Origin of the sequence: Microbacterium maritypicum (assembly GCF_008868125.1) — a bacterium.
GTDB classification, from domain to species: Bacteria; Actinomycetota; Actinomycetes; order Actinomycetales; family Microbacteriaceae; genus Microbacterium; species Microbacterium maritypicum.
In genome coordinates, this window is record NZ_WAAQ01000001.1 from 1,602,957 (window position 1) to 1,625,817 (window position 22,861).

A 22,861-nucleotide genomic window follows, 5' to 3' on the forward strand; every position below is an offset into this window, starting at 1 on the left:
AGATCCGAACCCCTTCTTCATGCCCACAAGGCACTATCTTGAATCGGGACGAGAGGACACACCCACCCATGACTGAACGCACCGGACGCCGCCGCGTCCTTCTCAAGCTCTCCGGAGAGGCATTCGGAGCGGGGCAGCTGGGCGTCAGCCCCGATGTGGTGTCCCAGATCGCGCGCGACATCGCGGCCGCCGTCGACCGCGTCGAGGTCGCGATCGTCGTCGGTGGGGGCAACTTCTTCCGCGGAGCCGAGCTGAGCCAGCGCGGTATGGACCGCGGACGCGCCGACTACATGGGCATGCTGGGCACGGTCATGAACGCCCTCGCGCTGCAGGACTTCCTGGAGCAGGCCGGAGCCGCCACCCGCGTGCAGTCGGCGATCTCGATGACGCAGGTCGCCGAGCCGTACATTCCGCGTCGCGCCGAACGCCACCTCGAGAAGGGCCGCGTCGTCATCTTCGGTGCCGGTGCAGGCCTCCCGTACTTCTCCACCGACACCGTCGCCGCGCAGCGCGCGCTCGAGATCGGTGCGGACGAGGTGCTCGTCGCCAAGAACGGCGTCGACGCGATCTACACCGCCGACCCGAACAAGCACGCCGACGCGGAGCGCATCGAGCGCGTGACCTATCGCGACGCCCTGCAGCGCGGTCTCAAGGTCGTCGACTCCACGGCGTTCAGCCTGTGCATGGACAACAGCATGGACATGCGGGTGTTCGGCATGGAGCCGGCGGGCAATGTGACCCGTGCGCTTCTCGGCGAGCCGATCGGAACCCTCGTCACCGCCTGAGCGTGTGACACGGCGGAGACGACTTCGCCCGATAGAATTTGCAGAACACCCCGACGATAGGAGTCACCGTGATCGCGGACGTCCTCGCTGAAACCACCACTCGTATGAACCGGGCGGTCGAAGCTGCCAAGGAGGACTTCTCCACGGTGCGCACCGGTCGTGCGAACCCGCAGATGTTCCAGAAGGTCCTCGTGGACTACTACGGCACTCCCACCCCGATCGCGCAGCTCGCTTCACTGGCGAACCAGGAGGCACGCACGCTCATCATCACGCCGTACGACAAGTCGGCGCTGAAGGCGATCGAGCAGGCCATCCGCGATATGCCGAACCTCGGTGCCAATCCCACGAACGACGGCAACCTCGTTCGCGTGACGATGCCGGAGCTCACGGCGGAGCGTCGCAAGGAGTACGTCAAGCTCGTCAAGACCAAGGCCGAGGACGCGAAGGTCCACGTCCGCGGCATCCGTCGCAAGGCGAAGGACGAGCTGGACGCGCTCAAGAGCGAGCTCGGCGAGGATGAGATCGCGCGCGGCGAGAAGGAGCTCGACGTCCTGACGCGTCAGCACGTCGATCTCATCGATGACGCGCTGAAGCGCAAAGAGGCAGAACTCCTCGAGGTGTAGTCAGGATGTCTGACGAAACGCGAGATGCCGAGGACGACAAGCCGTTCACGCGTCACGACGCGCACGACGGCCTGCCGTCCGACAGCGTCCCGCTCGGGGACGAGGCATTCCCGTCCTTCGACGCCGCCGCCGTTCCTCCGCGCCCCCCGTTGCCGGTTGCTCCGGATGGGTCCGCAGCGAGTCACGTCGCTCCATTGGACACGGCGGATCACAATGCGATCCGCGAGCAATGGCGTGCGGCGCGGGATGAGCTGGGCACCCATGTCTCCCACGCGCGCGACCAGCTCGACCAGGCGAACGAACGCATCAAAGAGCGTACGGGGCGGGATCTGATCCTCGCGATCCTGATCGGTCTCGCGTTCGGCGCTGCGCTGCTCGGATCGCTGCTGTTCCTGAAGGTGCTGTTCGTGCCGTTCGCCCTCGCGGCCGCACTGCTGGGAGTCTACGAGCTCTCCAGAGCACTGCGGAGCTCCGGCCGGCGGGTGGACGTGGTGCCGCAGCTGATCGCAGCCGCCTTCCTCGTGCTGTCCGCCTACTTCGCCGAGCCCTGGCTGTGCTGGGTCATGCTCTTCGTCTCGGTGGCTTTCGTCATCGTCTGGCGCCTCATCGCACAGATGGTCGAGAGGGACGGCCGTACCTACGGCGACGTGCTCGCCGACGCGGTGATCAGCGGCTTCGTCCAGGTGTACGTGCCCTTCCTCGCAGGCATCGCGCTCATCCTCCTCAAGCAGGAGGGTGGACAGTGGTGGGTGCTCGGGTTCATCGCGATCGCCGTCGCCGCCGATACGGGCGCCTATGCTGCGGGCCTGGCGTTCGGACGTCACCCCATGGCACCGAAGATCAGCCCGAAGAAGACCTGGGAGGGCTTCGGCGGTGCCGTCGTCGCCTCACTCGCGGTGGGTGTGGTGCTGGCGCTCTTCCTCCTGGAGCTGCCGTGGTGGTGCGGACTGATCTTCGGCGCGTCTATCCTCTTGTCCGCGACGCTCGGAGATCTCGGCGAGTCGATGCTCAAGCGCGACCTCGGCATCAAGGACATGAGCTCCTGGCTGCCGGGGCACGGCGGGCTGCTCGACCGTCTCGACAGCATCCTGCCCTCGACGATTCCCGCGCTCTGCCTGTACTTCCTCTTCTCTCCTTGGGTGGTTCTGTGATGAACGATGACGAGCTCGACGTGCAGACGACACAGGCACCGCCTGCGTTCGCGGTCACTTCCGGACGCGTGCGCGGGTATCACCGTGCGGCCGTGGACACCTTCCTCTCGTCGGCTCGCCGCGCGTTCGAGACGGGCGGTGATGAGCTCACCGCTGAGGATGTCCGCACCGCGTCGTTCCCCCTCGTGAAGGGCGGTTACGTGGTCGCCGACGTCGACGCGGCACTGGGCCGGGTCGAGGATGCCTTCGCGGCGCGCGAGCGCGATCGCGTGGTGCGCACGCAGGGAGCGGGCGCCTGGGTCGAACAGGCCAGAGCAGATGCGCAGGTCATCCTCGACCATCTCGCCCGCCCGCGCCGACACCGCTTCGCTCGGACCGGAGTGCTCACCTTCGGCTACCGTCTCGACGAAGTCGACCATGTATCGACGCGCATCGTGCGGTACCTCCGCGACGGCGATCCGTTGACGGCCGAGCAGTTGCGCTCGGCGGCGTTCCGCATGCAGCGCGGCGGGTATCGCGAAGAGCAGGTCGACGCGCTCCTCGACGCGACGATCGACGTGATTCTGGCTGTTCGCTGAGGTTCCTGATGGTCGATCCAGGCTCTGTTGCGTAGACTGTCCCTCATCGTGAACTCCCGAAACGACATGAATCTCGAAAGAAGCGACCTCTCGCCTGTGCCCGCGGCGAAGGGTGGCGCCGCGCGCGCGGGTGCTCGACGCCGGTCCCGCAGCCGAGGCGTCGTCAGCGTCGTCAGTGCCCTCGCGGTCGTCGGTTTCGCCGGCGCGTTGGTCGCACCGACCGGAGTGGCACTTGCCGCACCCGCACCCCAGGAGTCGCCGGATTCGGCGTATTCACTCGCACTCGCCGACACGCAGAACTTGACCGTCACGGTCGAGGGCGCCGCGATCGCGCCCGTCGTGCGCGGCAGTTTCGAGGTGTACGTCAAGCCGAAGCCCGCTCCGGAACCCACCGTCGCGGCTGCGCCACGAGGGGGCTCGTCCGGTGGTTCGTCGGGTGGCTCCCTTCCGCCCTACACCGGCGGCGGAGCCCCTGCGGAGTGGATGGCGGCAGCCGGTATCGCGGAGAGCGACCGGCAGTATGTCGACTACATCGTCTCGCGGGAGAGCGGTTGGAACCCGAACGCGACGAACAAGTCGTCGGGCGCTTGCGGTCTCGTGCAGGCTCTTCCCTGCAGCAAGGTGCCAGGCAACGGGTATGACCCGGTCGACAACCTTCGCTGGGCGACCGGATACGCCACCGGACGCTACGGCAGCTGGTCGGGGGCCTACAACTTCTGGATCAACAACCACTGGTGGTGAGCAGGCACGATGCCCCGCTCCCGCAGACGCCCTTCGGCGCGCCCTGAGCCCGAAGACTCCTTCGATCGTCTTCTCGCCGGCTGGAAGCGCACGGAGACCCGGCGCGGTGGTGAGTGGACCGTGCAGCCCGTGTCCGCGGCGCAGGCGCAGAAGGAGTACCTCTGCCCCGGATGCGGGCGGGGGATCGAGGCCGGTACGGCACATCTGGTCACCTGGCGCGCAGACGGGGTGCTCGGTGACGCGGCCGACCTCGCCGCACGTCGGCATTGGCACACACACTGTTGGAGACTTGCATGAGCATCGAGATCCGAGGACCGCTGGAGCTGCCGGCGCGACGCGAAGACATCGAGCTGAAGACCGCTGACGGTCTGACGCTGGTCGGAGAGCTCTCCGTGCCGGAGCACGTACCGCCGACAGCGACCCTCGTGACGCTGCACCCGCTGCCGACGGCCGGTGGCTTCATGGACTCGCACATCATCCGCAAGGCCGCCGCTCGCCTCCCAGCGCTCGCGGACCTCGCCGTCCTGCGTTTCAACACACGGGGGACCACATCCCCCCGAGGCACGAGCGATGGCGCCTTCGACGGCGGGGCTGCCGAGAGGCACGACGTCGCGGCGGCCATGGACTTCGTCCGTGATCGCGCGCTTCCGCGTCCCTGGCTTCTGGGGTGGTCCTTCGGTACCGAACTCGCACTGAAGTACGGCCGGGACCACGACATCGAGGGGATCATCCTCCTCTCGCCGCCCCTCCACCGCGCGACGCCGGAGGAGGTCGCCGCCTGGGCGGCGACCGGACTGCCCGTGATCGTCCTGGTGCCGGAGCTGGACGACTACCTGCGCCCGCCAGAGGCTCGGGAACGATTCGCAGCGATTCCGCACGCCACCCTGATCGCGGTGGATGGCGGGAAGCACCTCTGGGTGGGCGAGACGCAGACGCGGCGAGTGCTCACGGAGATCGTGGCGGCGGTGAATCCCTCAGCCCTGCCTCTCGCGACGCAGTGGCCGGTCGCCGAGTAGGCGTCTCCGACGGTGGGATCTATCGGCGCGCTGAGACCGCGCTCGGCTAGTGTGCTCCCGTGATGCGCGGGGGCTCCCTGTTCGTCGCCTACCCCGGCCCGGACGATGCTGATGGGGCCGTAGCGGTGGCAGACGATCACGCTGGCGCTCCGACCTTGCGTGAAGCGGTGAGTACCGTCGACGCGGGAGCTGGAGGGCTGTGGCTCACGGACTACACGCATCTGACGATGGCCGCTCAGTTCGACGACGAAGCGCCCACTGCCTCGGATCAGAGCTCGTTCATCCGGGGGATGAGCACCTGACGGTAGATGATCAGGATGCTCGCCGCCACGGGGATCGCGATGAGCGCGCCCAGCAGCCCCAGGAGGCTTCCTCCGGCGAGGGCGGCGACGACGACGACGGCTCCCGGCACCGAGACGGCACGGCTCATGATGCGTGGGGAGATGATGTAGGCCTCGATCTGCATGTAGATCAGGTAGTAGATCGCGGCGGCGATGGCCGTCGCCGGCGATCCGAGCCCGGGGATCAAGCAGACGAGCACGATGATCGTCGAACCCGTCAAGGTTCCGACGAGGGGGATGAGCGAGAAGAAGAACGCGATCACGGCGAGGACGGCCGGGAACGGTGCATCGATGATGGAGAGATAGACCGCACTCAGCACACCGTTGAGGACGCCCTGCGAGACCTGGCCCATGACGTAGTAGCCCACGGAGTCGGTGATCTGCTCGGACAGATCGATGAAGCGGTCGCGCTTGGACGCCGGGGCGAGCTGGTAGACGGCTCGCTTGAGGGAGGGCGTCGAGGCCGTCAGGTAGATCGTCAGGATGAGCACGATGAACGCGCCGAACAGGCCACCGAGCACGGCGCCACTGGCGACGAGCACACCCTGGCCGATGGATCCGCCGATCTCCGCGAGATTGCTCGTCAGCCAGTTGGTGATGTAGGTGAACACGTCATCGACGAGCAAGTTCGGGAAGGCGTCCTGGATCCATTCCTTGAGGTCAGGGATCAGGTTTCCTCGCTGCACGATCGCCGAGATCTGGGCGACCAACTGGGAGATCTGATCCACGAGCACCGGCAGCACGATGAGTACGATCCCCGCGAAGACACCGAGTACCGCCAGGATCGTCACGAGGACAGCCGCCCAGCGCGGAAGCCGTCGACGCTCGAGGAACGATACGAGGGGATCGAGGCCCAGACTCAGGAACAGCGCCGTGCCGAGGTACAGCAGCACGGTGGACAGATTCTCCACGCTGTTGATCAGCAGGATGCCCAACCCCACGCCGAGCGTCGCCACCAGGGCGGTGCGGAAGGGATTGTGGATCTTCATGTGCAGACTCCTCGTGACGGCTGCAGCAAGATTATCCAGCCGTCCGGCCCCGGCACCGACGACGTGCCGATCCAGCGGGCACTGCACCTGCTCGTGGGCAACACACAGCTGATTTCGCTAGTCTGAAATGTCGAGTGTTGCGTCGCAGGCAGGTGCCGGTGATGCGTGAGGAGACTATTCGTGCGTTTCGTATGGGCCGTGGTGGCCTTCGTGCTGGCTGCGGTGCTGATCGGTGCGGGGATAGCCCAGCGCACCATCTTCATGGGACCTGACACTCAGAAGACCCAGGTCGAGATCAGCGAACCGGCGCCGTTCGTGCTCATCGACGGCGATGTCCTCCGCGCGAATCCCGGCGCGCAGACCCTGATCGTTCGCGGACAGGGCGAGATCTTCGGGAGCTACGGTCGGACCGCCGACATGAAGGCCTGGCTCGCCGACTCCGACTACAACCAGGTCACCCTGAAGAAGAGCGGCGATCTGGCCGTCGAGCATGTCGAAGCGGAGACCGAGGCGAGCGAAGACGGCGCGACCGACGCTCCGGATGACGGCGCGACCGAAGCCCCTGTCGACGGCGCGACCGACGCTCCGGCGGAGGGCGATGCCGGTTCCGCAGGGCGCGATCCGCGGGGATCCGACCTCTGGCTCGACTCGTTCGACGAAGACAACCGTCTCGTCGCCGACAACATGCAGCTGCCCGAGGGCACGAGCCTGCTGATCGCCTATGACGGCACCGCTGATGCGCCGGACGACATCGTGGTTTCCTGGCCGCTCGACAACTCGACACCGTGGGCCGGACCCCTCATGGTCGCCGGCGGCATCGTGCTGTTGCTCGGCCTCATCCTGTACGTGCTCGCGATCCGCCACCAGCGCCGCGGACGCGGACCCCGACGCAAGGGACCCGGCCCGCTGCCCGCGACCGAGCCGATCGACATCGCCGTGCTTCCTCCGTCGGAGCGTGCGGCGATCGAGGAGTCCGGATCTGCCGTCAGCGCGTCTCCGCCCGAGACCGCCGCACCGGCAGACGGAGACGTCGAAGAGGCGGAGATCGTGGACGAGAACAAGAATCCCGACGCCAAGACCTCCATGCGCGTGGCGCCGGCCCCTCGGCGACGACGCATGCTGGCACTCCCGGTTCTGGGGCTCACGGCCATCCTCGCCGCCGGGTGCTCGTCGGATTCCTGGCCGCAGCTGGGGGAGGCCTCGCCCACCCCGTCACCCAGCCCGACGGTGATCGCCCCGGAGAACCAGAAGCCGCCTGCTGTCACAGAGGCACAGGCCAAGCGCATCCTGAAGTCGCTCGCCGGCACTGTCAGCGAGGCCGACGCCGCGCTCGATCTCGACCTTCTCTCCACACGCTTCGAAGGACCGGCACTCGCTGCACGGACCACCGAGTACGCACTGCGCACGAAGCTCCCGGACACGGTGCCTCCCGCGGCGATCCCGACCGATGACGTCGAGGTGGTGCTCCCGGAGTCGACCGACCAGTGGCCGCGCACCGTGCTCATGCTGTCGAAGACCGGCGATGACACCGTGCCTCCCGTCGTGTTGACGATGACGCAGGCAGACCCCTGGTCGAACTACAAGGTCTCGAACATCGCCGAGATGTCGGCTGACGCGGTCTTCCCCGAGGTCGCCGCCGCGTGGCTCGGCACGTCTCTCGTCCCGTCCGACTCCGCATTCCTCACCATCGCGCCCGCCGACCTCGCCGCGACCTTCGCCGACGTTGTGGATCAGGGAGAGCAGAGCGAGTCGTACGACACGTTCGACGATCTGGCGCTCAGCTACGCGAAGTCGATCACCGACAGCCGTCAGGCCGTGATCCAGGCGCTCGCGGACAAGGGCGCTGCCGATACGTCGAAGGCCGCGTTCGACATGGCCTCGACGACGGACGAGCCCATCTCGATGACGACTCTCGACAGCGGCGCGATCGTCGCCGTCACCCTCACCGATACCGAGACCGTGACACCGACGGCAGAAGACGTGTCGATCCGTTTCGGCGACAACGCTCAGGCCAAGGCGCTCACCGACGCGACCGAGTCCGCGAAGGGCGTCGAGACGACTTACGAGTTCCAGCTGTTCTTCTCGGTCCCCGCCAAGGGATCGACGGAGCAGATCCGCCTCCTGGCAGCACACCAGGACCTCCTGTCCGTGAAGGTGATCAAATGAGTGAGATCTCTCCCGCCGCACTCCGCGGCGCCGTCGACCTGTCCAGCCTGCGCAACCGACCGACACCGCCTGCCGACGGCGCGCCTGCTCCCGGGGTCGTCGATCTCGTCGTGGACGCCACCGATGAGACCTTCGGACAGATTCTCGAGCTCTCGCGTACCGTTCCCGTGGTCGTCGACCTGTGGGCGGAGTGGTGCGGTCCCTGCAAGCAGCTGAGTCCGATCATCGAGAAGGTGACGCGCGAGCTCGGCGGGCGCGTCTTGCTCGCCAAAGTCGATGTGGATGCGAACCCGCAGCTCGCGCAGAGCTTCCGTGCGCAGTCCATCCCGATGGTCGTGGCCCTCATCGCGGGTCAGCCGGTGCCGATGTTCACCGGTGCCGTGCCGGAGCAGCAGGTGCGCGACGTGTTCGCGCAGTTGCTTCAGGTGGCGGCGCAGAACGGTGTGACCGGAACACTCTCGGTCGCAGAGGCGGGCACGGAACCCGCGCCTGCTACGGAGCCGGAGCTTCCTCCGCTGCACGCAGAGGCCTTTGCAGCAATCGAAGTCGGTGACTACGCGGCCGCCATCAAGGCGTACGAGAAGGCCCTCGCGGAGAACCCTCGCGACGAGGATGCGCTCGCTGGTCTCGGACAGGTGCGTCTTCTCGACCGCGTGCAGGGGCTCGACCTTCAGTCGGCACGGGCCGCGGCCGCCGAAGCCCCTCTCGATGTCCAGGCGCAGTTCGACGTGGCTGACCTCGACCTCGCCGGCGGGCACGTCGATGACGCTTTCGGTCGTCTGCTCGACCTGTTCGCGCAGCTCCCGTCCGACCAGCGCGCACCCGTGCGGGAGCGTCTGGTGGAGCTCTTCGGGCTCATCGGCGCGGAGGATCCGCGTGTGGTGTCGGCGCGCAACCGTCTCTCGTCGCTGCTGTTCTAGAACAGCAGCGCGGCAGGCGCCGACGCGCGATCAGCCGTGGCTCACGGTCGGCACGTGGGCGTCGGACTGGTGACGCAGCCAGAGTGTCGACAGCGCGGGCAGCGTCAGAGTGGCCACCGGTGCGGCGCCGTCTGACGGCTTCGCGTAGACCAGTCCGAGGTTGCCCGATCCGCGTCCGCCGTAGTCGGCGGCATCCGTGTTGAGCACCTCCTGCCACACGCCCTCCCGCGGAAGCGCGAGCTGGTACCCGGTGCGCTCCACTCCGGCGAAGTTGCTGATGACGACCAGACGCCCGCCGTGGGCGTCACGTCGTTCGAAGGCGATCACCGTCGGGTCCCAGCTCGGCGCGCCGAGACGGCTGAAGGACGACGCGTCGTTGTCCCGCTCCCACAGGGGAGCCTGAGCCCGGTACGTGTGGTTCATCACGCCCACGAAATCCTGCAGCTGGGCATGGGAGGGCTGATCGAGGAGCCACCAGTCCAGCTGCCGTCCCTCCGACCATTCGGCGAGCTGGCCGAACTCCTGCCCCATGAAGAGCAGCTTCTTGCCCGGATGCCCCCACATGTAGGCCAGATACGCGCGCACGTTCGCCAGCTTGTGCCAATGGTCCCCGGGCATCTTCGCGAGCAGGCTGCCCTTGCCGTGGACGACCTCATCATGACTGATCGGGAGCAGATAGTTCTCGCCGAACGCGTACACGAACGAGAATGTCATCTCGCCCTCGTGGTGGCCCCGGTACATCGGGTCCCGCGAGATGTACTGCAGCGAGTCGTTCATCCAGCCCATGTTCCACTTGAAGCCGAAGCCCAGACCGGCGTGATCGGTCGGCGCGGTGACTCCGGGGAAGCTGGTGGACTCTTCGGCGATCATGAGGATTCCGGGGTGCAGCCGGTACGCGGTGGCGTTGACTTCCTGCAGGAATCGGATCGCCTCGAGGTTCTCGCGTCCGCCGTGGATGTTCGGCTCCCATTCGCCGGGCTCGCGGGAGTAGTCGAGGTACAGCATCGAGGCGACGGCATCGACGCGGAGACCGTCGACGTGGAACTCCTTGAGCCAGTACAGGGCGTTGGCGACCAGGAACCCCCGGACTTCGGGGCGGCCGTAGTCGAAGATGAGCGTTCCCCAGTCCTGGTGCTCTCCGCGGCGAGGATCCGGGTGCTCGTATAGCGGCTGGCCGTCGAAGCGCGCGAGGGCGAAGGCGTCCTTGGGGAAGTGGCCGGGGACCCAGTCCATGATCACGCCGATACCCGCCTGGTGCAGCCGGTCGATCAGGTAGCGCAGGTCATCCGGGCTGCCGAAGCGACTCGTGGGTGCGTAGTATCCGCTGACCTGATATCCCCACGATCCGCCGAACGGATGCTCCGCCAGCGGCATGAACTCGACGTGCGTGAAGCCCGCATCGGTCACGTGCTGGATCAGAGGATCCGCGATCTCGCGATAGCCGAGCCCTTCGCGCCACGAGCCGACGTGGATCTCGTAGATCGACAGCGGCTGGGCGACGGCGTGGGTGGCCGCCCTTCGCGTCATCCATGCCCCGTCCGACCAGGTGTGAGCGGAGGTCGCGACGAGCGATGCCGTGGCGGGCGGCACTTCAGCGGCCAGCGCCATCGGGTCGGCCTTGAGGATCCACGCGCCGTCGCGGGTGCGGATCTGGTACTTGTACCTGGTGCCGACCGGGAGTCCCGGGATGAAGATCTCCCAGACGCCGCTGACGCCCATCGAGCGCATTGCGTGGGCCTCGCCGTTCCAGTCGTTGTGGTCACCCACCACGCGCACGGCAGTGGCGTTCGGGGCCCAGACGGAGAACGAGACGCCGATCTCCCCGTCGGACGTGCGCACATGCGCCCCCAGCGCCTCCCAGAGACGTTCGTGACGTCCTTCGGCGATGAGGTGCAGGTCGAGGTCGCCGAGGGTCGGCCCATGGCGGTACGGGTCCCCGGACAAGGTCTCGTCGTGGTCCGAGTACCGGGTCGCGATCCGATAGGGGAGCGGAGGGCCGCTGTGCTGCCCCTCCCAGATGCCGTGCGCGACGTGGGTGAGCTCCAGTCGGCTGCCGTCCCCGAAGACGGCGGCGACCTCGGAGGCGAGAGGCCGTCGCACGCGGATAGCGGTGACGGTGCGATCCGCGGCATCCTTGTGCGCGTGCGCGCCGAGCACGGAATGCGGGTCATGGTGGGTGGCTGAGGAGATCGCCTCCCATTCGGTGGATGCGGCGACGTCTTCCGTGTAGCTCATGATCGGTCCCTCACCTTCAGGATGTGCACCGGCTCGGCGAAGGCGTCGAGCCGCACGTAGTTGTGGTCGCTCCAGGTCCAGACCGCACCCGTGAGGAGATCCTCCACCTCGAAGGGCTCACCCAGCGGGACGCCCCACTGCGTCGTGTCGAGGTGCACGGTCGTCTCACGCACCGAGTGCGGGTCGACGTTGGCGACGACGATGATCGTGTCCGCACGTCCGGTGCCGGTGAACGGCGCCGCCAGGTGCTTGCTGTAGACGAGGACGGCGTCGTCGTCGCTCCAGTGCGTGCGGAAGTTGCGCAGCTGCTGCAACGCGGGGTGCGCGGCGCGGATCTCGTTCAGTCGCCGCAGCAGGGGAGCGAGGGACTCACCGCGGGCTTCGGCCCCCGCCCAGTCGCGGAACTTGTATTCGTACTTCTCGTTGTCGATGTTCTCTTCGGATCCGGGCCTTGCGACGTTCTCGAACAGCTCGTATCCGGCATACACGCCGTACACGGGGCCTGCCGTCGCGGCGATGCAGGCGCGGATGCGATAGGCGGCCCTGCCCCCGAACTGCAGGTACTCGGTGAGGATGTCGTGCGTGTTCACGAAGAGGTTCGGACGCATGTAGTCGGAGGTCTCGTGGGACACCGAGGTGAGGAACTCCTCGAGCTCGGCCTTGGTGTTGCGCCAGGTGAAGTAGCTGTAGCTCTGCTGGAACCCCACGGCGGCGAGCGCGCGCATGACTGCCGGCCGGGTGAACGCCTCAGCGAGGAAGATCACGTCGGGGTCGACCGCATTCACCTCCGCGATGAGCCACTCCCAGAACTGCAACGGCTTGGTGTGCGGGTTGTCCACGCGGAAGATCTTCACGCCCTGCGCGACCCAGTGCTGCACGACCCGCAGCATCTCGGCATAGATGCCGGCGGGATCGTTGTCGAAGTTCAGCGGGTAGATGTCCTGGTACTTCTTCGGCGGGTTCTCGGCGTACGCGATCGTCCCGTCGGGGAGAGTCGTGAACCACTCCGGGTGCTCCCTCACCCAGGGGTGGTCGGGGGAGGCCTGGAGGGCGAGATCGAGAGCGATCTCGAGTCCCTCTTTCCGCGCCGCGCGCACGAAGGCGCGGAAGTCCTGGGCTGTGCCCAACTCGGGGTGGATGGCGTCGTGACCACCGTCTGCGGCGCCGATCGCGTAGGGCGAGCCCGGATCGCCGGGCTCGGTGGTGAGCGTGTTGTTGCGTCCCTTGCGGTTGGTGCTCCCGATCGGATGGATCGGCACCAGGTACACGACATCGAATCCCATGGCTGCGACCTCGGGCAACCGTCTCGTGGCCGTGCGGAAGGTGCCGCTCTTCACGGTGCCGTCCTTCAGGCGCTTCGCACCTTCGGATCGGGGGAAGAACTCGTACCAGGCGCCGACACCGGCTGCGCGCCGGTCGGCGTTCAGGCTCTGCGTGCGTCCGGCGGAGCGCAGAGTCCTGACGGGGCGGTCCCGGAAGACCTGAGCGAGTCCGGCGTCCGTCGACACGGCGATGGTGGTCGCGGCGTCGCCGTCGCGCAGCGAGGCGGCCTCGGCGAGCAGCCGCTTGCGCTGTGCCGCGGGGCGGTCCTTCTCCGCGGCGGCACGGGTGAGCAGATCGGCGCCGAGCGCGGCCATCACCGGTACATCGACACCGGCCGCCACCTTCAGCTCTGCCGCATGTGCCCAGGTCGCGAAGTCGTCGGAGAACGCCTCGAACCGGAAGAGCCACGACCCCTGCTCGTCGAGGGCGATGTCTGTGGTCCAGGTGTCCGTACCGTCGTCGAGGGGGGAGAGTCGGTGCAGGCTCTCTTCGCCGGATGGCGAGGTGAGCCGGAGGTGCACGCCGATCATGTCGTGCCCCTCACGGAACGCGATCACGCTGAACGGAACGACCTCCCCGACGAAGGCCTTCGGCGCGAATCCGCCCGGAACAGCCGGGGAAGGATCGAGCAGAGGGATGCGGGTCGTCCGCAGCGCACCGGGGGCATCCGCTTCACCCAGGGCGCGCGCCGGGATCTGAGCGGGGCTCCGAAGAGCCGAGGACCGAGTACCAGCACGTGCAGCCACCTCCCGAATGTACCGCGCGGACGTGGTCGCGGGTAGCGCGCCGCGTGGTGCGTCGGGAGCAGGGGTCATTCGACGCGGAACAGCCTCATCGAGGTTCCGGAGACGGGCAGCACATCACCCGGCGCGAAGACCTCTTGCTCGTCGGACGGGCGCTCGTGGGCGCTCGACCACAGCGATACGAAACGAGTCGCGCCTTCGATCTCTTCGGGGAGACGCACATCGATCGGCGATTCGGTGCCGTGCACGATGAGCAGGATGCGGTTGTAGGCCTCGGTGTCGGGTGTGGAGGCGGCGACGTACTGCAGCGTCCGGTTCCCGGGGTCGGCCCACTTGCCCTGCTCCATCGTCTCGCCGTTCTGGTCGTACCAGTCCATCACCGAGGCGTTGGGGATGTGTTCGCCGAGTCGCGCGTAGCGGCTGGGGCGCAGCGCAGGGTTCTCCTGACGCAGACGGATCAGGCGGGAGACATGGGCGCGCAGATCCTCCTGCCAGGGCTCGAACTCCCAGCCGAGCCAGGTCAGCGCCGAGTCCTGCGCATAGGCGTTGTTGTTGCCGCGCTGGGTGCGTCCGACCTCGTCGCCGGCGGTGAGCATGGGGATGCCGGCCGAGAGGAGGAGCGTGCCGAGCAGGTTGCGCATGGCCTTGCGGCGCGCGGCGAGGATCGTCGGGTCGTCGGTCGGCCCTTCGATGCCATGGTTGAACGCACGGTTCATATCGGCGCCGTCGCGGTTCTGCTCGCCGTTCGCCTCGTTGTGCTTGACGTCGTAGGAGACGAGGTCATGGAGCGTGAAGCCGTCGTGGGCGGTGACGAAGTTCACGCTGGCGAGCGGACCACGATCCTCGCTGAAGGTGTTCGAGGATCCGGCCAGACGCGTGGCGAACCCACCGATGCCGACCGGGGCCGAGGCACGACGCGCGTAGTCGATGTCGCTCAGCCAGAAGTTGCGCACCCTGTCCCGGTAGCGGTCGTTCCACTCGTGCCACCCCGCCGGGAAGTTGCCCGTCTGCCAGCCGCCGAGGCCGACGTCCCACGGCTCGGCGATGAGCTTCGTGTCGGCGAGGATCGGGTCGGAGGCGATGGCGGTGAGGAGCGGATGTTCCGGCGTGTAGGTGTGGGCGCCGTCGCGGGCGATGGCCGTGGCGAGGTCGAAGCGGAACCCGTCGATCTGCATCTCCTGCGCCCAGTAGCGCAGGGAGTCCAGCACGAGCCTGGCCCCGGCGTCGGTGGCCGTGTTGAGGGTGTTGCCGCATCCGGTGGTGTCGATGTAGACGCCGGACTCGTCCTGGCGGTAGTAGGTGGCGTTGTCGATGCCGCGCAGGCTCGATCGAGGCCCGCCGATTCCCTCTTCGGAGGTGTGGTTGTAGACGACGTCGAGGATCACTTCGAGGCCGGCCTCATGCAGGAGCCGCACCATGCCCTTGAACTCGGCGAGGACCGCTTCGGGTCCCTCCTTGCGGGCCTCTTCGGTCGCGTACGCGGTGTGCGGCGTGAAGAAGTTGAGCGTGTTGTAGCCCCAGTAGTTGGTGAGGCCGCGCTCGAGGAGGCGAGGCTCCGGTACGAAGGCATGTACCGGGAGCAGTTCGATCGATGTGATCCCCAGGGAGCGGAAGTGCTCGATCATCGCGGGGTGTGCGAGACCGGCGTAGGTGCCGTGCAGAGCAGGCGGAACATCGGGGTGGCGCTTGGTGAGTCCCTTGAGGTGGCCTTCGTAGATGACCGTGCGATCCAGCGGGACACGGGGCTTGTACGAGTCGCCCCAGTCGAACCCGTCGACGATGACCACCGAGCGCCACTCCTCGTAACCGTCGCCCTGTGCGAGGCCGCGGGCGTACGGGTCCAGCAGCAGCGTCTCCGGGTTGAAGGTGTTCCCCGGGCCGTGCGGGCCGCCGACGCGGATCGCGTAGCGGACTCCCGGCTGGAGGAGCTCGGTGGTGACCTCCCAGATACCTCCGGCGAGGCGTTCGAGAGGCACTTCGTCGGTCGCCCAGTCGAGGTCGGTGGCGTCGAAGACGACCAGTTCTATCGATGAGGCGTTCTGCGACCAGACACGGAGTGTTCCGACGCCGTCGTGCAGACGAACGCCGAGGTTGTCGAGGGCAGATCCGCCGGGCATGGCGAGGTCTCGGGACGCGGGCATGAGTACACACTAGGCGTGATGTGCCGCAGTCTCGCGCCAGGGCGTACCCGGTTCCAGGGGGGAGCACCCTCTCACTGCGGTTTCGCGAGAGAATCGAAGGATGCGGCACTATCTCGACCACGCGGCGACCACGCCCCTGCGCCCCGAGGCGCGAGATGCCTGGCTGGCCGCGTCGGAGACGGTCGGCAACGCCTCCTCGACGCACGGTGCCGGGCAGGACGCCCGTCGTCTGCTGGAGGAGTCGCGGGAGCGTGTCGCCGCGGTGGTCGACGCCGACCCGATCGAGATCGTGTTCACCTCGGGTGGCACCGAGTCCATCAACCTCGCGCTGCAGGGACTCTGGCACGCCCGCCCTCCGGGATCATCGGTCATCGTGCTGCCCGACGGCGAGCATCACGCGACGATGGACACGGTCGCGGCGCTCGTGGATGAAGGGGCTGAGCTGCGACGGGTGCTCGTCACCCCCGAGGCGCGGATCGATCCGGATGAGTTCGCCGCCCTGTTACCCGGTGCCGCGCTCGCGACCGCCCTCGCAGCCAACAACGAGGCCGGGACGATCAACGATGCCCGTGCCCTCGCTGCGGCCGCAGCGGTGTCGCACGTCCCCCTCCATCTCGATGCCGTCGCCGCGCTCGGACACGTGCCGCTGTCGTTCCGCTCCCTGCGCGGCGAGGCCGCAAGCGGCGTCGGACTCGTCGCGATGAGTCTCGCCGGGCACAAGATCGGCGCCCCTGTCGGCGTCGGAGCGCTCGTCACAGCCCGCTCCGCCCGCGTCACCGCGCTGCTTCGTGGCGGCGCGCAGCAGCGCGGTCTCCGCGCGGGTACGCAGGACATCGCCGGAGCCGCCGCGTTCGCCGTCGCCCTCGAGCTCGCCGAGAACGAACGCGAGGACGAGGCGGCCCGACTGCGCCTGCTGCGCGACCGTCTCGTCAGCGGGATCCGCGCGGCTGTGCCCGCCGCCGAGCTCCTCGGAGATCCCATCGGGCGTCTCCCCGGCAACGCGCACCTGCTGTTCCCCGGGGCTGTGGGGGAGAGCCTCCTGTTCCTCCTCGATGTCGCCGGGGTGGCCGCATCGACGGGTTCCGCGTGTCAGGCGGGAGTCGCCGAGCCCTCGCATGTCGTCATCGCGATGGGACGCAGCGAGCGAGACGCCAGGAGCGTCCTGCGTTTCTCCCTCGGGCGCACCTCGACGGACGCCGACGTCGACGCGGTGCTCGGCGTGATCGCGGAGGCCTACACACGCGCATCCGGCGCCGGCACAGCCGCACGCTCGTAGACTGGTCGCATGCGGATCCTTGCGGCGATGAGCGGTGGAGTCGACTCCGCCGTCGCGGCCGCCCGAGCCGTGGAGGCGGGGCACGACGTGGTCGGAGTGCATCTGGCACTCTCCCGGGCCGGAGGAACCTTGCGCACGGGCAGTCGTGGGTGCTGCACCATCGAGGACGCGCTGGACGCCCGTCGTGCCGCTGACGTGCTCGGCATCCCGTTCTACGTGTGGGACTTCTCGGAGCGTTTCCGCGACGACGTGATCCAGGACTTCATCTCCGAATACCAGGCCGGCCGCACCCCCAATCCGTGCATGCGGTGCAACGAGAAGATCAAGTTCGCCGCGCTCCTGGAGCGCGCGATCGAGCTGGGCTTCGACGCGGTGTGCACCGGGCACTACGCGACACTGATCGACGGCGATCGGGGTCTCGAGCTGCACCGCGCGTCCGACAACGCCAAGGACCAGTCCTACGTGCTGGGAGTGCTGACCGCCGAGCAGCTCGCGCACACATACTTCCCCCTCGGCACGACGCCGTCGAAGGCGATCGTCCGCGCGGAAGCCGAGGCACGGGGTCTGAGCGTCGCGCAGAAGCCGGACAGCCACGACATCTGCTTCATCCCCGATGGGGACACCCGAGGCTGGCTCGCCGAGAAGGTCGGCACGGCGACGGGCGAGATCGTCGATCGCAGCGGAGAGGTCGTGGGCTCGCACGAAGGGGCCCACGCCTTCACGGTGGGACAGCGCCGCGGCCTCAAGCTCGGAGTCCCGGCAGCCGACGGCAAGCCACGATTCGTCCTCGAGGTGCGCCCGGTCTCGAACACCGTCGTGGTCGGTCCGAAAGAAGCCCTCGCGATCGCCGAGATCGCCGGGGAGCGGTTCAGCTGGGCCGGCGCCGCACCCACCGAGGCATCCTTCGAGTGCCACGTGCAGATCCGCGCCCATGCCGAGCCGGTCGCCGCGCACGCCGCGATCTCCGACGAAGGGGTACGCGTCACCCCGGAGCTGCCGCTCGACGGTGTCGCACCAGGGCAGACCGCCGTGCTGTACATCGGAACCCGTGTGCTCGGGCAGTTCACGATCGACACCACGGTCTCGGCCGTTCCCGTCGGCGCGTAGACGCTTCGGGTGTCGGTGCCCGCTCGTAGACTGACGGGGTGCTGGAGAACATCTCGCTGGAAGACGCCCGAACCGAAGCCGAGGAGCTGACCACTCGCATCCTCGATGCGAAAGAGGCCTACTACGGCCGTGACACCTCATTGGTCGACGACTTCACATATGACGGATGGATGCACCGGCTCGAAGAGCTCGAACGTCTGCATCCCGAACTGCAGGGACAGGACTCGCCGACGCAGATGGTCGGAGCCGCCGAGGCGACAGGGCTCGCAACCATCGAGCACGCGGAGAGGATGCTCAGCCTCGACAACGTCTTCTCCATCGAAGAGCTGAGGGAGTGGGCGGCGAAGACGAAGGCCTCGGCAGGGCGCGAGATCGCCTGGCTCACCGAGCTGAAGATCGACGGACTGGCGATCAACCTCCGCTACGAGAACGGTGTTCTGACCTCTGCAGCCACCCGAGGCGATGGGCGTGTGGGAGAGATCGTCACCGAGAACGCTCTGCGTCTTCCCGAGATCCCGTACCGGCTGAGCGGGGAGGGCCACCCCTCGATCGTCGAGGTGCGCGGCGAGGTCTTCATCCCCGTGGCTGCGTTCGAACGACTCAATGCGGCGCAGGCGTCCTTCCGCGAGCGCGCATATGCCGATGCTCTCGAGCGGTGGGAGTCGCGTGGGGGAGTGAAGAAGCCCTTCGATGAGGAGAAGGCGAGAACCGCGGCCGCCCGACGATTCCCCGCCTTCGCGAATCCGCGCAACGCGGCCAGCGGAGGGCTCCGCCAGCAGATCGACAAGAAGAACGGTCTCGAACTCGAAGCAGGCCTGCTGCGGATCGAGTCGCTCGCCCTCTACGTGCACGGCGTCGGCGCATGGGCGAACCCTCCCGTGGCGGCGCAGAGCGAGGTGTACGACCTGCTCGCACAGTGGGGGTTGCCCACGAGCCCGCACACGAAGGTGTGTCGCACCGTCGACGACGTCGTATCGTTCGTGGAGTACTTCGGCGAGCACCGGCACGACATCGAGCACGAGCTCGATGGGATCGTGGTCAAGGTCGACGAACTCGAGCTGCACGACGAACTCGGTGCGACGAGCCGCGCGCCGCGCTGGGCGATCGCCTACAAGTACCCGCCGGAAGAGGTGCAGACGAAGCTGCTCGACATCGTCGTGTCGGTCGGTCGCACCGGTCGTGCGACCCCGTTCGCAGTCATGGCCCCCGCTCACGTCGCCGGTTCCGTCGTCCGCCAGGCGACTCTGCACAACAAAGACGTCGTCAAGGCGAAGGGGGTGCTGATCGGCGACACCGTCGTGCTGCGCAAGGCCGGCGACGTCATCCCCGAGGTCCTCGGACCGGTGGTCGAGAAGCGCGACGGCAGCGAGCGGGAGTTCGTGATGCCCGTCGACTGCCCGGAGTGCGGCACACCGCTGCGGGCGATGAAGGAGGGCGATATCGATCTGCGATGCCCCAATGCGAGGTCGTGCCCGGCACAGGTGCGCGGCCGCGTCGAGCACATCGGCTCCCGTGGCGCCCTCGACGTCGAAGCGCTGGGCGAGGTCACCGCTGCCGCGCTGACGCAGCCCACGTCTCCCGCGGTGCCGCCGCTCGAAACCGAGGCGGGTCTTTTCGCGCTCACCCTCGAGCAGCTCGTTCCCATCGAGCTCTTCGTGCGCGACGCCGAGACGGGGCTCCCCAAGGAGGACGAGGACGGGATCGTGAAGACCCGAGCACCGTTCAGACGAAACCCCACACCGACCGAGAAGAAGGCCGGTCTCGAGGGTCCCCAGCCCTCATCCCAGGCGCTCACTCTGCTCGCTGAGCTGGAGAAGGCGAAGACCAAGGATCTGTGGCGACTGCTCGTGTCACTGAACATCCGTCATGTCGGCCCTGTCGCCGCCAGGGCGCTTGCGCAGTGGTTCGGTTCCCTCGACGCGATCCGCGCGGCCTCGCGCGATGAGCTGGCCGCGGTGGAGGGCGTGGGCGGGATCATCGCCGATTCGCTGCTCGCCTGGTTCGACGTCGACTGGCACCAGGAGATCGTGCAGCAGTGGACGGATGCGGGTGTGCAGTGGGCGACGCCCGGCCACCCCGGCCCTGGTGCGGCTGTCGCCGAGGGCGGCGTCCTCGAAGGTCTGACGGTGGTGGCGACCGGCTCGCTCGACGGATATACGCGAGACGGTGCGCAGGAAGCCATCCTCAAAGCGGGCGGCAAGGCGGCCTCCAGCGTGTCGAAGAAGACCCATTTCGTCGCTGCCGGACCCGGCGCGGGGTCGAAGCTCGCGAAGGCGGAGGAGCTCGGTCTGCGCATCCTCGACGCGGCGCAGTTCCACATCCTGGTCACCGAAGGGCCTGACGCGCTCCCGCCTGTGGCCGAAGAGTCGTGAAGCGCTACGGACCGCTGATCGTGGTCCGTGAGGCGCTGGCTGTCGGAGACCCCGGTCGGCATCACCTGCGGCTGACCCCTGACGCCGTGATCATCCGCGAGGGCGTCGAGAACCGTGGCATCGTGCGATGGGCCGACATCGAGGAGATCGCGATCGACGTCCCCATGACCAGGTTCCGCCTGCCGGGTCTGGTCAGCACCCTGCTGCTCGGTGCGCTGACCGCGGCGATGCTGACCGACCCCGGGGTCGATCCCGACGACGGTTCGGTGACTCTTATCGTCGACGGCGAGCCGCGCAATCTCCCGCTGAGCCGGCACCATGTCGGCGGATATTGGGCGCCCACGGTCGCCGGCGCGCAGCGACTGATCGCCCATCTCATCGCGCACCCGGAGCAGCGCGCGCTTCTCGCACACCCGGAGCCGCTGATCGACGTGGCGGCACGACTCGCGCGCGGAACGGGCTAGCTCGTCCCGCGCGCGAGTGCGGTCAGCTCTTGTGACGCGGCTTGCGGAACGGCTTCTCGTCGCGCGTGTCTCGTGCCGGACGCTCATCGCGATCCCGACGCTCGAAACGGTCGCTCCGTCCGCCGTCATCGCGGCTCTCACGGGGACCTCCCGCGCGTCGTGCGCCGGGGCCGCGGTCGGGCTTGATCTCGATCAGACGACCGGAGATACGCGTGTCGCGCAGCTTCTCGAGGACGGAAGCATCGAGGTTCGACGGCAGCTCCACGGTGGAGAAGTCGGGGCGGATGTTGATCGCGCCGAAGTCGTCGCGCCCCAGTCCACCCTCGTTGGCGAGCGCGCCGACGATCTGTCGCGGCTCGACACGGTGACGTCGGCCGACCTCGATGCGGTAGGCGGTGTAGTCGCCCCGCCCGCGTCGCTCGGTACGCGGTTCGCGAGCGTCGCGGCCGGCGCGCTCGCGCGGCGGACGGTTGTCGGCTTCCACCGCCCTGGTGAGGGCATCGTTGGCGGGGTCGAGGAGCAGCGGCTTGTCGCCCTGCGCCACGACGGCGAGGGCCGCGGCCACATCGCCCTCCGGCACGTCGTGGTGACGGACGTAGTGCGCGACGATGTCGCGGAACGCCTCGATGCGCGCGGTCTCCGACAGTGCCGTGGTGATCGCGTCGTCGAAGCGGTTCAGGCGGGTGGTGTTGACGTCTTCCGTGCTGGGCAGCTGCATCTGCGTCGGGACCTGACGCGTCGCCTTCTCGATGTGCTTGAGCAGGTAGCGCTCGCGCGGCGTGATGAAGCTGATCGCATCACCGCTGCGACCCGCACGGCCCGTGCGTCCGATGCGGTGCACGTAAGACTCGGTGTCGGTGGGGATGTCGAAGTTGATGACGTGGCTGATGCGCTCGACATCGAGACCACGCGCGGCGACGTCGGTGGCGACGAGGATGTCGAGCTTGCCGTCCTTGAGCTGGTTCACGCTGCGTTCGCGCTGCACCTGGGGCACGTCGCCGTTGATCGCGGCAGCGGAGTAGCCACGGGCACGCAGCTTCTCGGCGAGCGTCTCGGTCTCGTTCTTGGTGCGGACGAAGACGATCATGCCGTCGAAGTTCTCGACCTCGAGGATGCGGGTGAGCGCGTCGACCTTCTGCGCGTACGACACCACGAGGTACCGCTGCGTGATGTTCGTGCCGGTCGCGGTCTTCGACTTGATGCTGATCTCTTCCGGATCGCGCAGGTACTTCTGCGCGAGGCGACGGATCTGCGGGGGCATGGTCGCGGAGAACAAGGCGACCTGCTTCTCGACGGGCGTCTGCGCGAGGATCTGCTCGACATCTTCCGCGAAGCCCATCTTCAGCATCTCATCGGCCTCGTCGAGCACCAGGTACTGCAACTGCGAGAGGTCGAGAGTGCCCTTGGCGAGGTGGTCCATGATGCGCCCCGGCGTGCCGACGATCACGTGCACGCCGCGGCGAAGAGCAGAGAGCTGCACGCCGTAGGCCTGGCCGCCGTAGACGGGCAGCATGTGCACGCCCTTCATCTTGGAGGCGTAGGACTCGAAGGCTTCACAGACCTGGAGGGCGAGCTCGCGCGTGGGAGCCAGCACGAGGGCCTGCGGGGTCTTCTGCGAGACGTCGAGGCGCTCGAGGACGGGGAGCGCGAATGCCGCGGTCTTCCCGGTACCGGTCTGCGCCATGCCGACGACATCGCGGCCGGCGAGAAGAGTCGGGATGGTGGCCGCCTGGATGGGCGACGGGGTCTCGTATCCGAGATCCTTGATGGCTTTGAGGACGGGCCCGGTGATGCCGAGCTCCTCGAATCCGGGGGTCGCGGGAGTGTCCTCGGGGGCGTCGGTCAGCACTGCATCTTCAGGGGTCACTTCCCAAGGGTAGCGCGCCGGCA

General features: G+C 67.8%; 18 protein-coding genes. 13 read left to right on the forward strand and 5 right to left on the reverse strand.

The window, feature by feature from the left end:
* The first annotated feature begins 68 nt into the window (after positions 1–68).
* The 7 genes from pyrH (at position 69) to F6W70_RS07760 (ending at position 4,894) form a co-directional block, all read left to right on the forward strand.
* Positions 69–785: a UMP kinase gene (gene pyrH / locus F6W70_RS07730; protein WP_017830711.1), complete on the forward strand. Its 717-nt coding sequence runs from the start codon at positions 69–71 to the stop codon at positions 783–785.
* Between the two features lie 68 nt (positions 786–853).
* Complete coding sequence (gene frr / locus F6W70_RS07735; RefSeq protein ID WP_017830710.1) at positions 854–1,408, forward strand: ribosome recycling factor; 555 nt, start codon at positions 854–856, stop codon at positions 1,406–1,408.
* A 5-nt stretch (positions 1,409–1,413) separates the two neighbouring features.
* Positions 1,414–2,559 (forward strand): phosphatidate cytidylyltransferase, encoded by a 1,146-nt coding sequence (locus tag F6W70_RS07740; RefSeq protein ID WP_151486315.1) that lies wholly within the window; start codon positions 1,414–1,416, stop codon positions 2,557–2,559.
* A complete protein-coding gene (locus tag F6W70_RS07745) occupies positions 2,559–3,137 on the forward strand; it encodes a DivIVA domain-containing protein (RefSeq protein WP_055868485.1) in 579 nt (192 codons plus the stop codon). The genes F6W70_RS07740 and F6W70_RS07745 overlap by 1 nt, the downstream gene beginning before the upstream one ends.
* 66 nt (positions 3,138–3,203) lie before the next feature.
* Positions 3,204–3,878 (forward strand): aggregation-promoting factor C-terminal-like domain-containing protein, encoded by a 675-nt coding sequence (locus tag F6W70_RS07750; RefSeq protein WP_235562512.1) that lies wholly within the window; start codon positions 3,204–3,206, stop codon positions 3,876–3,878.
* 9 nt (positions 3,879–3,887) lie between these two features.
* The gene (locus F6W70_RS07755) at positions 3,888–4,175 is read left to right on the forward strand and encodes an Rv1322 family protein (RefSeq protein ID WP_081603926.1); all 288 of its coding nucleotides are present in this window, start codon (positions 3,888–3,890) and stop codon (positions 4,173–4,175) included.
* Complete coding sequence (locus F6W70_RS07760) at positions 4,172–4,894, forward strand: alpha/beta hydrolase (RefSeq protein ID WP_164743668.1); 723 nt, start codon at positions 4,172–4,174, stop codon at positions 4,892–4,894. The genes F6W70_RS07755 and F6W70_RS07760 overlap by 4 nt, the downstream gene beginning before the upstream one ends.
* Before the next feature lie 268 nt (positions 4,895–5,162).
* Here F6W70_RS07760 and F6W70_RS07765 read toward each other — a convergent pair whose 3' ends face one another.
* On the reverse strand, positions 5,163–6,224 hold the full coding sequence (locus tag F6W70_RS07765) for an AI-2E family transporter (protein WP_055868471.1): 1,062 nt from the start codon (positions 6,222–6,224) through the stop codon (positions 5,163–5,165).
* Between the two features lie 180 nt (positions 6,225–6,404).
* Between F6W70_RS07765 and F6W70_RS07770 the strand changes: the two genes are divergently transcribed.
* On the forward strand, positions 6,405–8,390 hold the full coding sequence (locus F6W70_RS07770) for a DUF8094 domain-containing protein (RefSeq protein ID WP_151486316.1): 1,986 nt from the start codon (positions 6,405–6,407) through the stop codon (positions 8,388–8,390).
* Complete coding sequence (locus F6W70_RS07775; protein WP_151486317.1) at positions 8,387–9,310, forward strand: tetratricopeptide repeat protein; 924 nt, start codon at positions 8,387–8,389, stop codon at positions 9,308–9,310. Before F6W70_RS07770 ends, F6W70_RS07775 begins: the two co-directional genes overlap by 4 nt.
* A gap of 30 nt (positions 9,311–9,340) precedes the next feature.
* Here F6W70_RS07775 and glgB read toward each other — a convergent pair whose 3' ends face one another.
* The 3 genes from glgB to glgX form a co-directional block, all read right to left on the reverse strand.
* Positions 9,341–11,545 (reverse strand): 1,4-alpha-glucan branching protein GlgB, encoded by a 2,205-nt coding sequence (gene glgB / locus F6W70_RS07780; RefSeq protein ID WP_151486318.1) that lies wholly within the window; start codon positions 11,543–11,545, stop codon positions 9,341–9,343.
* On the reverse strand, positions 11,542–13,614 hold the full coding sequence (locus tag F6W70_RS07785; protein ID WP_318278833.1) for an alpha-1,4-glucan--maltose-1-phosphate maltosyltransferase: 2,073 nt from the start codon (positions 13,612–13,614) through the stop codon (positions 11,542–11,544). Before F6W70_RS07785 ends, glgB begins: the two co-directional genes overlap by 4 nt.
* A gap of 65 nt (positions 13,615–13,679) precedes the next feature.
* Positions 13,680–15,752: a glycogen debranching protein GlgX gene (gene glgX, locus F6W70_RS07790; RefSeq protein ID WP_151486319.1), complete on the reverse strand. Its 2,073-nt coding sequence runs from the start codon at positions 15,750–15,752 to the stop codon at positions 13,680–13,682.
* A 100-nt stretch (positions 15,753–15,852) separates the two neighbouring features.
* On the opposite strand from glgX, the gene F6W70_RS07795 reads away from it, so the two are divergent.
* From F6W70_RS07795 to F6W70_RS07810, 4 genes are read left to right on the forward strand one after another with little or no spacing between them, the layout of a single operon-like run.
* Complete coding sequence (locus F6W70_RS07795) at positions 15,853–17,028, forward strand: cysteine desulfurase family protein (RefSeq protein WP_151486320.1); 1,176 nt, start codon at positions 15,853–15,855, stop codon at positions 17,026–17,028.
* 9 nt (positions 17,029–17,037) lie between these two features.
* Entirely contained in the window at positions 17,038–18,135 is a 1,098-nt protein-coding gene (mnmA, locus tag F6W70_RS07800; protein WP_082524208.1) for a tRNA 2-thiouridine(34) synthase MnmA, read from the forward strand.
* Between the two features lie 38 nt (positions 18,136–18,173).
* Complete coding sequence (ligA, locus tag F6W70_RS07805; protein WP_151486321.1) at positions 18,174–20,507, forward strand: NAD-dependent DNA ligase LigA; 2,334 nt, start codon at positions 18,174–18,176, stop codon at positions 20,505–20,507.
* Complete coding sequence (locus F6W70_RS07810; RefSeq protein WP_151486322.1) at positions 20,504–20,971, forward strand: hypothetical protein; 468 nt, start codon at positions 20,504–20,506, stop codon at positions 20,969–20,971. The genes ligA and F6W70_RS07810 overlap by 4 nt, the downstream gene beginning before the upstream one ends.
* Positions 20,972–20,993: 22 nt before the next feature.
* Here F6W70_RS07810 and F6W70_RS07815 read toward each other — a convergent pair whose 3' ends face one another.
* Complete coding sequence (locus F6W70_RS07815) at positions 20,994–22,838, reverse strand: DEAD/DEAH box helicase (RefSeq protein WP_373695276.1); 1,845 nt, start codon at positions 22,836–22,838, stop codon at positions 20,994–20,996.
* Between the last annotated feature and the right edge of the window lie 23 nt (positions 22,839–22,861).

Bases quoted from the DNA above. Each gene is read 5' to 3' on its own strand.
- glgX (WP_151486319.1), bottom strand. From the start codon at position 15,752: ATGCCCGCGTCCCGAGACCTCGCCATGCCCGGCGGATCTGCCCTCGAC.
- F6W70_RS07795 (WP_151486320.1), top strand. From the start codon at position 15,853: ATGCGGCACTATCTCGACCACGCGGCGACCACGCCCCTGCGCCCCGAG.
- F6W70_RS07745 (WP_055868485.1), top strand. From the start codon at position 2,559: ATGAACGATGACGAGCTCGACGTGCAGACGACACAGGCACCGCCTGCG.
- F6W70_RS07740 (WP_151486315.1), top strand. From the start codon at position 1,414: ATGTCTGACGAAACGCGAGATGCCGAGGACGACAAGCCGTTCACGCGT.
- F6W70_RS07775 (WP_151486317.1), top strand. From the start codon at position 8,387: ATGAGTGAGATCTCTCCCGCCGCACTCCGCGGCGCCGTCGACCTGTCC.
- pyrH (WP_017830711.1), top strand. From the start codon at position 69: ATGACTGAACGCACCGGACGCCGCCGCGTCCTTCTCAAGCTCTCCGGA.
- F6W70_RS07765 (WP_055868471.1), bottom strand. From the start codon at position 6,224: ATGAAGATCCACAATCCCTTCCGCACCGCCCTGGTGGCGACGCTCGGC.
- mnmA (WP_082524208.1), top strand. From the start codon at position 17,038: ATGCGGATCCTTGCGGCGATGAGCGGTGGAGTCGACTCCGCCGTCGCG.
- glgB (WP_151486318.1), bottom strand. From the start codon at position 11,545: ATGAGCTACACGGAAGACGTCGCCGCATCCACCGAATGGGAGGCGATC.
- F6W70_RS07755 (WP_081603926.1), top strand. From the start codon at position 3,888: ATGCCCCGCTCCCGCAGACGCCCTTCGGCGCGCCCTGAGCCCGAAGAC.
- F6W70_RS07760 (WP_164743668.1), top strand. From the start codon at position 4,172: ATGAGCATCGAGATCCGAGGACCGCTGGAGCTGCCGGCGCGACGCGAA.
- F6W70_RS07750 (WP_235562512.1), top strand. From the start codon at position 3,204: ATGAATCTCGAAAGAAGCGACCTCTCGCCTGTGCCCGCGGCGAAGGGT.